Annotated in this window: 11 protein-coding genes; 5 read left to right on the top strand and 6 right to left on the bottom strand. The window is 44.7% G+C overall.

All coding sequences use genetic code 11. The features are described 5' to 3' along the window. Nucleotides 1–277: 277 nt before the first annotated feature. Nucleotides 278–1,816, bottom strand: a complete 1,539-nt coding sequence (gene zwf / locus AC3Y23_RS00540; RefSeq protein WP_379194527.1) for a glucose-6-phosphate dehydrogenase — start codon at nt 1,814–1,816, stop codon at nt 278–280. 177 nt (nt 1,817–1,993) lie between these two features. Here zwf and AC3Y23_RS00535 point away from each other — a divergent pair, with 177 nt between their 5' ends. Then, nucleotides 1,994–2,872 carry a LysR family transcriptional regulator gene (locus AC3Y23_RS00535; RefSeq protein ID WP_379194525.1) on the top strand — a complete coding sequence of 293 codons (879 nt, stop codon included), beginning with the start codon at nt 1,994–1,996 and terminating at the stop codon, nt 2,870–2,872. A 181-nt stretch (nt 2,873–3,053) separates the two neighbouring features. Here the strand turns inward: AC3Y23_RS00535 and AC3Y23_RS00530 are convergent, their stop codons facing one another. Continuing rightward, nucleotides 3,054–3,755: an SDR family oxidoreductase gene (locus tag AC3Y23_RS00530; protein ID WP_379194523.1), complete on the bottom strand. Its 702-nt coding sequence runs from the start codon at nt 3,753–3,755 to the stop codon at nt 3,054–3,056. 257 nt (nt 3,756–4,012) lie between these two features. On the opposite strand from AC3Y23_RS00530, the gene AC3Y23_RS00525 reads away from it, so the two are divergent. Beyond that, nucleotides 4,013–5,518, top strand: a complete 1,506-nt coding sequence (locus AC3Y23_RS00525) for an IMP dehydrogenase (RefSeq protein WP_379194521.1) — start codon at nt 4,013–4,015, stop codon at nt 5,516–5,518. Between the two features lie 106 nt (nt 5,519–5,624). Here AC3Y23_RS00525 and AC3Y23_RS00520 read toward each other — a convergent pair whose 3' ends face one another. Continuing rightward, nucleotides 5,625–6,476, bottom strand: a complete 852-nt coding sequence (locus AC3Y23_RS00520; RefSeq protein ID WP_379194519.1) for an alpha/beta fold hydrolase — start codon at nt 6,474–6,476, stop codon at nt 5,625–5,627. A gap of 257 nt (nt 6,477–6,733) precedes the next feature. Between AC3Y23_RS00520 and AC3Y23_RS00515 the strand changes: the two genes are divergently transcribed. The 3 genes from AC3Y23_RS00515 to AC3Y23_RS00505 all read left to right on the top strand — a co-directional run bounded on the left by AC3Y23_RS00515 (nt 6,734) and on the right by AC3Y23_RS00505 (nt 8,664). Beyond that, the gene (locus AC3Y23_RS00515; RefSeq protein WP_379194517.1) at nt 6,734–7,696 is read left to right on the top strand and encodes a bifunctional helix-turn-helix transcriptional regulator/GNAT family N-acetyltransferase; all 963 of its coding nucleotides are present in this window, start codon (nt 6,734–6,736) and stop codon (nt 7,694–7,696) included. 38 nt (nt 7,697–7,734) lie between these two features. Continuing rightward, complete coding sequence (locus AC3Y23_RS00510; protein WP_379194515.1) at nt 7,735–8,334, top strand: DUF4062 domain-containing protein; 600 nt, start codon at nt 7,735–7,737, stop codon at nt 8,332–8,334. A 75-nt stretch (nt 8,335–8,409) separates the two neighbouring features. Beyond that, entirely contained in the window at nt 8,410–8,664 is a 255-nt protein-coding gene (locus AC3Y23_RS00505) for a DUF1450 domain-containing protein (RefSeq protein ID WP_379194513.1), read from the top strand. A gap of 202 nt (nt 8,665–8,866) precedes the next feature. On the opposite strand, the gene AC3Y23_RS00500 is transcribed toward AC3Y23_RS00505, so the two are convergent. The 3 genes from AC3Y23_RS00500 to AC3Y23_RS00490 all read right to left on the bottom strand — a co-directional run bounded on the left by AC3Y23_RS00500 (nt 8,867) and on the right by AC3Y23_RS00490 (nt 13,558). Next, nucleotides 8,867–11,974 carry an MMPL/RND family transporter gene (locus AC3Y23_RS00500; RefSeq protein ID WP_379194511.1) on the bottom strand — a complete coding sequence of 1,036 codons (3,108 nt, stop codon included), beginning with the start codon at nt 11,972–11,974 and terminating at the stop codon, nt 8,867–8,869. Nucleotides 11,975–11,993: 19 nt separating this feature from the next. After that, entirely contained in the window at nt 11,994–12,995 is a 1,002-nt protein-coding gene (locus AC3Y23_RS00495) for an NADP-dependent oxidoreductase (protein WP_379195717.1), read from the bottom strand. 236 nt (nt 12,996–13,231) lie between these two features. Then, entirely contained in the window at nt 13,232–13,558 is a 327-nt protein-coding gene (locus tag AC3Y23_RS00490; RefSeq protein WP_379194509.1) for an ArsR/SmtB family transcription factor, read from the bottom strand. Nucleotides 13,559–13,592 lie beyond the last annotated feature (34 nt).

The following is a 13,592-nucleotide window of genomic DNA, read 5'->3' as shown; positions in this document are numbered from 1 at the left end:
AGCGCATTTTTGTATGTTAAATCTTCCGAATTCGGCCCTTGTTGGGTATTTTCCACAAAATAAGCTACAATAATGCTCTTATTTGCTTATTTTTCCTAAAAACAAGAAATATAAGGTACGAAAATGCCCTTAGTTGCTATTGCTATTTTCGCCGATAAGGGGCCATCGGCAGCTAGACCGAAAATGTGACCGAGATCGGGACTGTGACCGGGACTGTGAACGAGCCGTGCCTTGTTCAATCCTTGAATGTTGAGAGTACCTTAAACCTGAGCGTAAGTTAAACCAGCGTCTTCTCTTGCTGTACCACTTTCTCTTTCTGTGCCGCAAGCTCTTGCTTCGCAATATCATCGAACCACCAATGGAACCCATCCTTGGCTAGCAAGGCATCGGATTCAGCCGGTCCGCAGCTGCCTGCGGCATACAATTGAAGAGGGACCATGTTCTCTGCATAAGCATCAAGAATCGGCTGTACCCACTCCCAGGACAATTCAACTTCATCCCAATGAGCGAAGAAGGTAGAATCGCCTTGCAAGGCATCGCGGATCAGATTTTCATAGGCTTCGCGGCCATCTCCGCGTCCTTCTGGCAAATCTACGTTAATCGGGTTAAGCTTCTCTGCACCTTCAAAGTTAGGGCCTTTAAATTGCAGTGTAATGCCCTCACCAGGACTCATTTCCAGTACCAGCAGGTTCGGAGCTTTACTCTTCTCATGAGTTGAGCCGAATTGCCCAGACTCTTCCTTGAACTCCACTACGATTCTCGTAGATTTGTCGATCATTCGTTTACCAGTGCGGATGTAGAAAGGTACTCCCTGCCAGTCGCTATCATTAATCTGCAATCTCGCTGCAATGAAAGTATCATTCATAGATTCGGCTGTAATGCCTGGCTCTGACGTATAGCCCACCACCGGCTTGCCTTGGATGCTGCCTTCCTTATATTGCCCCCGAATGATGCTAGCAGCAGCATTATGCTTGTGCAGCGGCTCCAGAGATTTCATTAGCCGTTTCTTGTGCAGATGTACCTCAGTTACCTCATCAGCGCTCACCTTATCCGGAAGATGAATGGCAATCATCATGAGAAGTTGCAGCATGTGATTCTGGAACATATCCCGAACCGCACCGACATGATCGTAGTAACCTGATCTCTCTTCAACACCCACCGTTTCACTAGCCGTAATCTGCACATTGGCTACTTTACGGTTGCTCCACAGCGCCTTAATCTCAGGACTTGCTTGATGCAGCGCTTCGAGCTTTTGCACAACCGGCTTGCCGAGGTAATGATCGATTCTGAAGATTTCGGATTCGGCAAAAGCAACGCTTAATTTCTCATTCAGCACTCTTGCAGAGGGCAAGTCATGGCCAAATGGCTTCTCAATGATAAGACGCTTCCAGCCTTGCTCCGAACCGAGGCCGTTGTCCTGAATTTGGGCAGCAATCGTCTCAAAATATTCTGGTCCAACCGACAGATAAAAGAGACGATTCGGCTCAAGACCAAGCTCTTCTTCACGATGCTCGATTAACTTCAGCAGCTTTTGATAATCCTCTTTTTTGCCGATATCCAGTGTGCAGTAACGAAAGGCCTCAAGGAAAGCCTGTAAAGCCGCTTCATCTTGAGGAGCTCTTCTGGAAAACTCACGCAGGGACTGCTCGACATTGCGTTTAAAGGTCTCATCCGACCATTCTCTTCTTCCCAGACCAATGACCGATAACGGCAAGGCCAGCTTATGATCGATAAATAAATTAAAAAGGGCCGGGTATATTTTTCTCTTGGCTAAATCACCCGTTGCTCCAAATAAAACAAGTGTATGTGAATCCATATCATCTCTCCTTCCAATAGCGCCACTACATATCTCGGATATGTTCATGGAGCCGTAACTGCACTCTAGTCTTCTGACAACTTTTACGCAGTGGTTTCTCTTCTATAGTTCCACTATAATACTTTTAGGAGCTATACATGTAATTAATAAATTTCACAGGAGCTATAAACACCATCTATGACTAATAATTATGAGTTATATAAGGTTTTTTATTGGGCCGCCAAGACCGGAAGTTTGACGCAAGCAGCCAAGGCATTGTATCTCACCCAACCTAGCGTCAGTCATGCCATTAAGCAGCTTGAGCAGAACTTTGGAATCACTCTTTTTTACCGTAACTCGAAAGGTGTCGCTCTTACTCAAGAAGGCACGATTCTATATTCCTATATTGAACAGTCGCAGATTCTGATCTCCATGGCTGAAGAGAAGATGGCCGCACTAAAAAATCTAGACAACGGCGAACTGCGAATCGGCGGGAGCGATTCCTTATTCAAGCATTATTTGCTCCCTTACCTGGAAGACTTCCATAAGAACTATCCAGGGATCAAGCTGCATCTGAACCACGGTACCACACCGGAGATCATGACGTTCCTAAAAGAAGGTACCATCGACCTTGGTGTAGTTCGTCTGCCGATTCTCGACCCCCAGCTTGAAGCCAGAGAGACCATTCAGCTGCAAGATTGCTTTGTCGCTGGCCCGCAATATACCATTTTAAAAGATGTCGTTCTATCCTTAGAAGTATTGCTGCAATATCCCGTGATTCTCTTCTCGCGCAATAGTCGGGCACGGATGGCGATTACGGAGTTATTTCAGAACTATGGATATACGCTGAAGCCTGAGATTGAGGTAGGCAGTGTGGATCTACTCATTGAATTTGCGCGCAGAGGACTCGGCATTTCGTATGTAACCAGAGAATTTGTAGCGAAAGAGCTGGAGGAAGGCTCTCTTTTCGAAATCCAATTGGATATTACACTCCCCCCTTCTCATGTGGGCATCATGACGATGCGTAACATGCCGTTAACTCATGCAGCCTCAAGTTTTATTAAACAGGTCAAGTAACTTCCTATAAATAAAAACTGCGTCCGTGTTGTTAGTTCGCTCTAACATTGGGCGCAGTTTTTGATTTCAACTTGTGACAACACACATAATAATTCGAGACTTATCGTTCTAAAAAAGAGCGCAAGCTGTTACGGAATTATACCTTTAGACTATCCCGTGATGCTTCTTCTGAAGACAAACCTCATTTACGTAATTGCGAGTAGAGCGCCGAAATGTCGCCAGAGAGTCCTGCTTTGACCTGCTTGCTAATATCATCGGCGATGATTTCATAAAGATCGGAGGCAATTCCATCAATAGCCATTCTCGCAACATCTTGCGGATCTGCCTTCGGGGCATTAATCCCAGCCGTCATGTCCGTATCCATAAAACCGACGTGCAGGCCGGCCACTCTAATGTTCTTCTCCGTCAATTTCAAACGCAGGGCATTCGTCAATCCCCACTCGGCAGATTTCGCTGAGGAATACGCACCGTCAGCACCAATACTGAACCAGGACAATACCGATAGAATATTCAGGATTGTACCGCCGCCATTCTGTTCAATAACCGGTGCAAAGGCGCGAATCATCGAGAGGTTGCCGAAGAAATGCGTGTTGAATTCCAGATTAATATCTTCGAGTGACCCCGTCAGTAGATCCGTTTTTGTGGAGATCCCTGCGTTATTGATCAGCAGTGTCACATCCCCTGCCGTTTTGGCTGCAGCAGCCACTGACTCTGGGTTGGTGATATCAAGCTGAACCGGGATAACTCCAGGGAAATCGATTGTGTCCAGATTACGGGCACCTGCGTATACTTTGGCTCCTCTATCCAGCAGCTCCAGCGCCAGTTTCTTACCCAGACCCCGGTTGGCGCCACTGACCAGTGCGACTTGTTGTGAAATATCCATTATAGTAAGCTCCTTTAGTGTTTATTTATCTTAAGTAGTTGCCTGATTTCCTGGAATCCATTCTATTTGTGTATAATCCCCCTCTCTAAAATATTATGATCATAATATATTTCACTTATCATATCTGTCAATTCTTATTTCCTAAGCCTGCGTCATTTCATTTTTCGTTTGACATCTGTAATTATGATAAGTATAATACTTTCAAATTTTAATGAAGAAATGAATTTACTTTTGCAATCAGAGAGGGGATTTAACAGGTGGCTTATTATTATTCAGAACCTTCGCGTACGTTTAGTGAGTATTTGCTTGTCCCGAATTTGACTACCAAAAGCTGTACACCTGACAAGGTTGATTTAACGACGCCTATTGCTAAGTTCAAACGCGGGGAGAAGTCACGCCTGCAGTTAAAAGTCCCGTTCTCTTCTGCTGTTATGCAGTCCGTATCCGATAACCGGTTAGCGGTTGCCCTGGCACAAAATGGCGGGATTTCTTTCTTATTCGGCTCCCAGTCCATCAGCAGCCAAGTTGAAATGGTCCGGAAGGTTAAAGCGTACAAAGCAGGACTTGTGGTCAGCCGTTCCAACCTCACACCCCAGCATACGCTCAAAGATGTACTGGAACTAAAGGAGAAGCATGGCCACTCCACTGTTGCTATAACCGAAGATGGATCAGCTACCGGAAAATTATTAGGGATCGTGACCGGAAGAGATTATCGGATTTCCCGCGATTCGCTGGACAAGCCGGTAAGTGAATTCATGACCCCATTTGAATCCCTGATCTGTGGTCAAGCCGGCATGACTTTGAAGGAAGCCAATGACCTGATCTGGGAACATAAGCTCAATTCATTGCCTCTCATTGATGGCGAGCAAAAACTGGTTCATCTTGTATTCCGTAAGGACTATGACCGAAACAAAGAATTTCCTAATGAGCTGCTGGACAGTGAAAAAAGCTATATTGTCGGCGCAGGGATTAATTCTCGTGACTATAAAGAGCGGGTTCCCGCATTGGTGGAAGCTGGCGTAGATGCGCTGGTAGTAGACTCATCGGACGGCTATACAGAATGGCAGGCAGAGACGGTTCAATATGTGAAAGAGAACTTTGATGTTGTGATCGGCGCCGGCAACGTGGTCGACCGCGAAGGATTCCGTTACTTGGTTGAAGCTGGTGCTGATTTCATCAAAGTAGGTATTGGCGGCGGCTCTATCTGTATCACACGCGAACAAAAAGGCATCGGACGGGGACAAGCCTCTGCGGTGCAGGAAGTTGCCAAGGCTAGAGACGAGTATTACGAGGAGACTGGTATTTATGTACCAATCTGCTCGGATGGCGGAATTGTGCATGATTATCATATTACGCTTGCCCTTGCTATGGGCGCAGACTTCATCATGCTGGGCAGATATTTTGCCCGTTTTGATGAAAGCCCTACGAAAAAGGTGAAAATTGGCGGCAATTTCGTTAAAGAATACTGGGGCGAAGGCTCCAACCGGGCACGCAATTGGGAGAGATACGATACCGGCGGCAAAGCTACACTATTGTTCGAAGAAGGTGTAGATTCTTATGTGCCTTACGCCGGAAGTCTGCGCGAGAACCTGGACAAATCGCTGGGGATTATCAAATCGACCTTCTGTAATTGTGGCGCCTTGTCTATTCACGAACTACAGGAGAAAGCACGAATCACCCTTGTATCCGCAACAAGTCTCGTAGAAGGCGGCGCCCATGATGTCATTCTGAAGGAGAATACTTCTACCTTCCATGTTGATTAATTGAAAATTGTTAAAAAAGTATAATTGTTGAATAAAAGAGCAGAGGCTTCTATCCCTTTCCTGATAGGTGCTTCTGCTCTTCTTTAGTTTATTGGCTTCTGTTATCTCATTTCGAATTGTCCATTAGAAATGGCAATATACGAGGGGTCTGTTTGATCAGAACATGACCGTATTCCGGCAACAGTTGAATGTTGGCATGAGGCAGCAGGCTGGACAGCCGTGCTGCGGTCTTGTGCGAGTGGAGCATGACATCCTTGGCGCCAGCAATTAATAGGACAGGCATGGTCAACCGGCTAAGCTCTTGATCTGTAAAAATCGGCACCGTCTCTGACCGAAAGCGAAAATGGCGGGCGATAATCTTCGTATTCTGCATGGACTGTTCCGGAAGCTCCACAATGCCATTAACGAGACGAGAAACCTTATCTCTTCCCTTCTCTCCCATTAGCAAGAACGGCATCGCTCTGAACAGGAAAGAGACTCGCTGCGGGCCAATCCCGGAAGGCGACATCAGCACCAGCTTCTCCACCTTCTCCGGATGTTTCACTGCATAATTGACAGCCATCCAAGCCCCCAGAGAAATCCCGATCAACGCTACCTTTTCAACCTGTAAAGCGCGCAGAACATCATCCATCCATTCAGAATAAGCCGGACTCTTCAGAGGGTGCTGTACATCCTCACTTTTCCCGGGATCTCCAGGAATGTCTACGGCGTATACTCTATAGCTTTTGGAGTAATGTGCGATATCCCCTACCCACATCGTGGCATTTGAACCAGAGCCATGCAAAAGAATTAGCGGCGGTGACGATTCCGCTCCACTTGCAATCACATGCGTTTTTCCGTGTGGTGTGTTCAAATACATTTCTTCATAAGGAACCGTGAGCTTGGCCAGCAGTTGATGATATATATCCAACACAGCAGCTTTTCCTGCTTCCGTTTTGTATAAAGATTGTTGATCCATGATAATTCCACCTCAATTGGAGTTCATTCTGCTAGTGAACAGGCAGATTGACTTCATCGTTTTATTTCGTTATCGATAACCTATGATCATAGTAACATATGATATTTATAAAGTAAATGAAGCTATTTAGGATCATCCCTCTCCATAATTAAGAGGTAGCATTATTAAGTGATAACATTACCATTGAAATTTATTTGACAAAGTCAACTAAAAATCTTAAATTGAATCTACTCAATAATGAAAGGCGGTAGCCTGCAATGCAGTCTGAACAGTCTGAACAACTTCAAGTAGTTCCAATCATCCGGCAATTCAACCGTTTTTATACGAATGTCCTCGGATTACTCGATCAGCACTTACTGGATAGCGATTTTTCGTTGTCTGAAGCACGTGTTCTATATGAAATCGGGAATAACGAACAATGTACAGCCAAGATTCTTATTGATCGACTGAGACTGGATGCCGGGTACTTAAGCAGAATATTGAAACGGTTTGAGCGGGAGAATCTCACCTACCGGATGCCGTCTGAGGAAGATAAAAGATCTTATTACTTGTATTTGACCGAACAAGGAAAAAATATCCTTCACCAGTTGAATACCAGGTCTGAGCAGCAGATTCACCAGATGATCAGCACGCTGCCCGATCAAGAGCAACAAGCGCTAGCTAAGAGCATGACCGTAATCGAACAAGCCCTGTCAGACGAAGCTGATGTAAAAGCAAAACCAGACATTCATATCCGCCATGATCTTAGACCGGGAGATATCGGTACCTTGATTCAATTGCACGGCTGGGTCTATGCCAAAGAATGTGGCTACAACCACTCCTTTGAAGGGTATGTGTGCAAGACATTCTATGAATTTTTGGAGCACTATAACCCAGATAAAGATCGGTTTTGGCTGGCGGAAGCCGGTGGTGAACTGGTTGGCGCGATCGCAATTATCGGACACTCATCCGAGAAAGCTCAGTTGAGATGGTTTATTTTGCATCCGGATTATCGCGGATTTGGGCTTGGCAAGAAACTACTGGGTGAGGCGCTGCAATATTGCCGGGACAAGCAGTATCAGACAGTATTCCTGGAGACAACGGAAGACCAGAAGACGGCGATTGCCATGTATGAGAAAGTAGGGTTTAGAAAAACTGGAGAACGTGAGAACAAAGCGTGGGGTGTCCAGCATGTGGAACAAACCTTCGAGATGAATTTGCACTATAGCGTAACCCGATGATACCATTTATATTAAAATTTAATTAATATAGGTGGCCTATGCGAAAAAAATTGCAAGTCTTCATCTCCTCTACTTTTAACGACCTGATTGAGGAACGCCAAGCTGCTGTGCAAGCTATACTCAGAGCCGGTCACATCCCTGCGGGCATGGAACTGATTTTTAAGTACAATAAAACGGAATTGACTAAGAAATGGATTCAGGAATCGGATATCTTTATCCTGATTCTCGGAGGGTACTATGGTCCATTGCTTCCAGATGAATCCCTGAGTTATACGCACTCGGAATATGATTATGCCGGAGAACTGGGGAAACCTAGGTTTGCTTTTGTCCTCACAGATGAAGCCTTAAGACAAAAACCGTACGACTTTGTAGTTATGGAAAATTATCCAGAGCTCCAAGCGTTCAAACAATCCGTAATGGAACAAGTTCCTATATTTCATGTTGAAAGTGAACCGCACATTCACATGGTGATTCGTGACCTGCTCCCAGAGTATGCAAGAAGAGACGATTTGTCTGGCTGGGTATCGGGCAAAGAGATCCCGGATGTACAGAGACTATCAGAAGAGAACGCAGAGTTATTGAAAGAGAATGCCAGATTACAAGCTGAGTTAGAGAAAATCAAAAAAGAACATCAATAAGCAGAAATGTGCGATAATAAAGCAAACGCAGAAAACTTAAAATTTTAAATAAAAAGCTTACAGTAGGTGATTATTATGTCATTAGGACTTGTTGTTGTTGAAGTATGTACCCGGAATTCCATCGCTGCGCTTCCCCTGGAAGATTTGGAGGACGAATTTCCCGAAGTTGCCATCATGAGAACGGATTGTTTGACGATGTGCAATATGTGCAGGGCTGTCCCTTATGTAATGGTTGGCAACAAGAGAGTTTACGCAAAAACAATGGATCAATGCCTTGAACTTGCTAAAGAAGCCATCGCTGAAGAGATAAAGGCTTTCTGGGAAGCATAAACATCCTCAACACCTCCCGGATCACGAAATGGCACACAACTCCAAATTAACAGCATTTTTGAGTTGCATCCGAATTAGGGTACAAAAATGCCTTTAATTACACCATTCTAATCAAGCAGGAGGGAGCAGCAAGCTCCCGTCCTCTCTCACACCACCGTCCATACGGGTTACCATACGGCGGCTCGAAAAAATTCAGCCAGTTCTAATGATCAGTCTTTTTCTTGAAAAATGATGCTGTAGAAAGACTAATAAAGGCTGGTAAGAACAGAGGCAATAGCAACAGAGCCAGTAAAGCCAAAGCAATAATGACTGCTGTAGCCAACTGCAGCAAGGTTAATACACCTGATGGAATCATAGCGGCAAACGTGCCTGAAAGAATAAAGACCGCCGAGATGATTACCCCACCTGTGTGCTTCATGGCTTCATAGATCGCTTGCCGCGGATTCCAATCCTTGTACTCCAGATAGCGCATGATCAGGAAGATACTATAGTCTACCCCCAAAGCGATGATCATAATGAACGAGAAGAACGGAATGGTCCATGTCAGATCTTTATGAGTTGTGAATGTACCAAAGATCCACTCTGTTGCTGCCAATGCTGTAAGGTAAGCCAGTACCAACGAAATGATAGCCCCGAGCGGGATCCAAAAGGACCGGGTGATGATCATCAAGAAAATGAATATCCCAATGAGCATAATGACTGCTGTCTTCGTAAAATCTCCCGTAGACATCGTATTGAGATCCTGGTTCTGCGCGGATATGCCCCCAATACCATATTCAGCCTTGGCAAATTCCGACTGCTGAAGCAATTGGTCGAATCTTTCCTGGATTTGCTGTACTGTCTCCATTGCATGGGAAGAATAAGGATCTTCCTTCAGAAGTATCGTCCACTGGGCTTCATGTCTGTCTGGAGACATATACGTATCCAACGACTTGGCGAAGGTTGCTCCTGTCCGTACTTGTTCTGGAATAAAGAAGGTCTCGGAGGAACCTGTTCGAACAACTTCGTTCAAGTAACGAGTCGTACTCGTCAGCCCATCAGAAATCTTTTCTAATCCTTTTACACTATCCCCTAACCCATTTTTCAGCTGAGGAAGGTTGCTTGCTAAATTGCTCAGTCCTTTATTTAACTCCACTTGTCCCTGTACAATGCTACTCATTCCTTCAGCTAGAGCAGGCATCTTGCTTGTAACCTGTTTCTGCCCCGCACTGCCTTGAGCAAGACCTTCCTGAAGTTTGGCAGCACCGTCCTCCAACTGTGCAGAGCCTTGTCTGATCTTCTTCTGCCCAAGCTGAATTTGCTGCATGCCCTGCTTAACAGTAACCAGTTGACCGTTCACTGCATTGAACTGTTGGTTTAACTGGTTCATCCCTTGACTTAGCTTTGTTAACTGTTCACTGAGCGCTGCTGACGTACTCTTCAATACTAAAAAGTCAGCGCTGTTCTTCAAATCTCCATTAGACTCTTCCAAGCGGCCGATGGTATCGTTCATACCTTTGGATACTGCGATGATGCTATCCAGCGACTTCTTGATATTGTCATACTGTGTGTAGAGTGTGTTATACCCCTCTGTAATCTTGGGGAGACCGGAGCTTATCGTGGCCGTTGATTCATTCAGCTTCGCCAAATTCCCATTCAGATTGTGTAAGCCCTGTTTCAACTCTCCTGCGCCAACCGTTCCTTTGTCCAACCCAGCAGAAATCTTGTTCAGTGCTGCAATGGACTGATTCATCCCCTCTTGTACCTTCTTTGTTCCAGTTACCAAATCATTCACTTTGTTGAATTGATCCAGCGGAACAGTTGCCAGCTGATCCACTGCGCCGGATAATCCATCCTTAATCGTGCCAATTCCGTCATTCGCTTTTCCAATACCTTCGCTAAGCGAGGCGGACTGATCACTAGTGTATAGTTCTTTAATTTTCTCCCCATGAGGTCGGGTCGCACTAAATACCTTATCTACGCCATCAATAGAAGTTAATTGCTCGGTGACGCTATCGATAAAAGCCAAATTCGCTGACGAATCGAGGGACTCTCCTGCCTTCATGACCACTGTTGTAGGCGAGGCCTGACCCGCCGGAAAATGATCATAAACAATATGAATTCCCTTCACAGACGGGTATGAATCCTTAATCTCGTCCAGTGAGTTGTAGCTCAAATGCCCGGAATAGAACAGAGAGATGGGCACAGCAATCACGATCGTAATGAGAATCCCCCAGATTGGGCGTTTTACTGCAAATCCTGTGATACCAGAGATCAGCTTGTTTCCGTTATGCTCACCGGTTGCTTTGGATGGCCAGAAGCTTATGCGACCCAGAAGTCCCATAAATATCGGTACAATCGTGAACAAAGCCAAGAGTAAGATTCCCACACCGATGCCGACTGCTGATGCAGATTTGAACAATTGGAATTCAGCCAGTCCCAAGCTGCTAAAACCGATCAACACCGCTACCCCGCTATACAATACGGTTCGGCCTGCGGTTTTGTAGGTATGAATAATCGCATCCAAGGTCGTTTCACGCCGGGACAACTCTTCTTTGAATCGCATAAATAATAGAATGATGTAATCTGTGCCAATTCCGAATAGGACCAGTATTAAAAAAATTTGTGTGAAGCCGGAGAAGGGAAAATTGAACTTGTCGACCAACTGAGTTACAGTACCTAACGAGATTAGAAATGTTATTCCTACAGTCACAAGTGAAATGATCGGGGTCACCGGTGAACGGAAGATTAAGATCAGGACGACAATAATGAAGACGACCGCAACACCTTCTGTTTTTTTAACACCAGCTTGGGTGGTCTTGACGAAATCCTCCATTATGAGTTCTGATCCAGTGAGATAATGTTCCACCTTTACCTGCTCCAATTTGTCCATCAGAAGATTTCTGATCTCTTCTTTGGAGCGGTTGCCTATATCCACTGTAACCACAGCAAGAGCCGTAGTTCCGTCTTTAGAGCGAAGCTGCTCCTTCATATCCTCATTGCCCGGTGACAGAATGGAACGAATGCCTAAGTCCAATTTCTGCTGCTCCAGCGCTTGGATGCCTGTTTCAATCTGATCCATCTGCGCTGTATTCAGCTTATCCTCACTGTAAAAAACTGCGACGACTGACATTTCATTCGCATTCTCTGATTGTCCATTCAACTCCCGAATCAGCCGTTCTGCTTGTTTGGAAGAGTACCTCTCAGGAACACTGGCCTGACCCTTTTCACGAACAAGCTGCTCCATATCCGGCATATAATTAATCAGCAAGGCTGCAGCTGCAACCCAAATCGCGACAATAAGCCATTTCCATTTCAAAATCAGTTTCATTATTAGTCTCCCTTTACCATCACTTTATTTTAACGACAACTTTTCCTTTGGCACTTCCGCCCTCCAGATATTTCAGCGCTTGCGCAGCATTCTTGAAATCAAACACCTTATCAATCACCGGCTTAATGTGACCTTCTTCAATAAATTCCTTAATGATCTTTAATTGCGTACCACTCGGTTTCATAAAAAGGAAATGATAACTACTCCCAGTCTTCTTCTCGAGTGCAGTGAGTTTATGACTGGCGATGGATAAAATGGTTGTCTTCAACCAGCCTAGCTGTGCTTCCTTCCCAAATCTTGCGTTGGGCAAGCCGGAGACAGAGACTATTTTTCCATGTGGCTTCAGGATCTGAAATGATTTTTCCAAGGCTTCGCCGCCCAAGGTATCATACACAGCATCATATCCATGAAGCAGCTCTTCAAAATTCTCTTTCTTATAATTAATAATGTGATCAGCACCCATCAATTTAACCAATTCATATCCCTTATCACTTGCCGTGGTGGCGACAACAGCGCCCATTAATTTAGCCAACTGGATAGCGAAGGTGCCTACACCGCCTGCCCCTGCGTGGATCAAGATCTTCTGTCCTTTTTGCAGCTTCAAAATATCGTGAAAGGCTTGATATGTCGTAAGTCCGACCAACGGTATGGATGCTGCTTCGACAAAGTTTAGATTCCGCGGCTTTAATGAAATATCATCCTGATGAACCGCTATATACTCAGCTAATGTTCCAATCCGGCCTTTGCGCGGTCTCCCGTACACTTCATCCCCGGGTTTATAGTCTTTCACTCGGCCGCCAACTTTAGTGATCACACCTGCAAAATCATTGCCCAAGATTAAAGGCATATCATACTTGAGCAGGAACTTTGCTTTTCCCTCTTTTACTTTAAAATCAATTGGATTCAAGCTGGCCGCGTAAATTTCCACCAGTACATCGTCTTCTCCAATCTCAGGCATGGGGCGGTCTTTCATCAATAAAGGTACATCTTTTCCGTATTTCTCAATCAACATAGCTTTCACTTCTATCACTTCTATTAAGTTCATTAGTTTAAACATATAAACATATAAACGTATTGTGCGTCAAAATGTAGTTTTGGCACCTAAGTTATGCTTTATGCTGAATAAGCACCTCCCAAATTATGATTTAATACTTTTTATATAAAAATGATCATGGTCTTCATTTATGCTATCAGTATATGATCATTAGTTTAAACATATGGACCTAATGTGCAAGAAAAAACGTTCTTGCATCAATACTAATTATTAAGGTGATTGCACTGGGATTCAATGGCCTCAATTAATGATTTGAGCTGCTCAAGCGGTTTGCGGACAGTCAGTATATAGTGATTTTCCACACTCTTTTTCTCAAAACTAACATAGCCAGACTGTTTCAACACCTTCAAATGATGGGAAACGGCAGGTCTGGACAAATTGATATGCTCCGCAATAGTGTTAACATTAAGCCCCATTTTATGCTGTGCCAGCAGTAAAATGATCGCTTGACGCTTCTCATCTGTCAGCACTTCCAGCAAAGGAATACATTCTTTAAATTGTTCCACAATAAGCTCAGTATTTTGGCTCATACCACTCCCTCCCTTTCGTTCATCCGTTTAATTA

This window comes from Paenibacillus sp. MAHUQ-45 (genome assembly GCF_058133325.1).
This window is presented reverse-complemented; position numbering and strand designations above follow the sequence as displayed.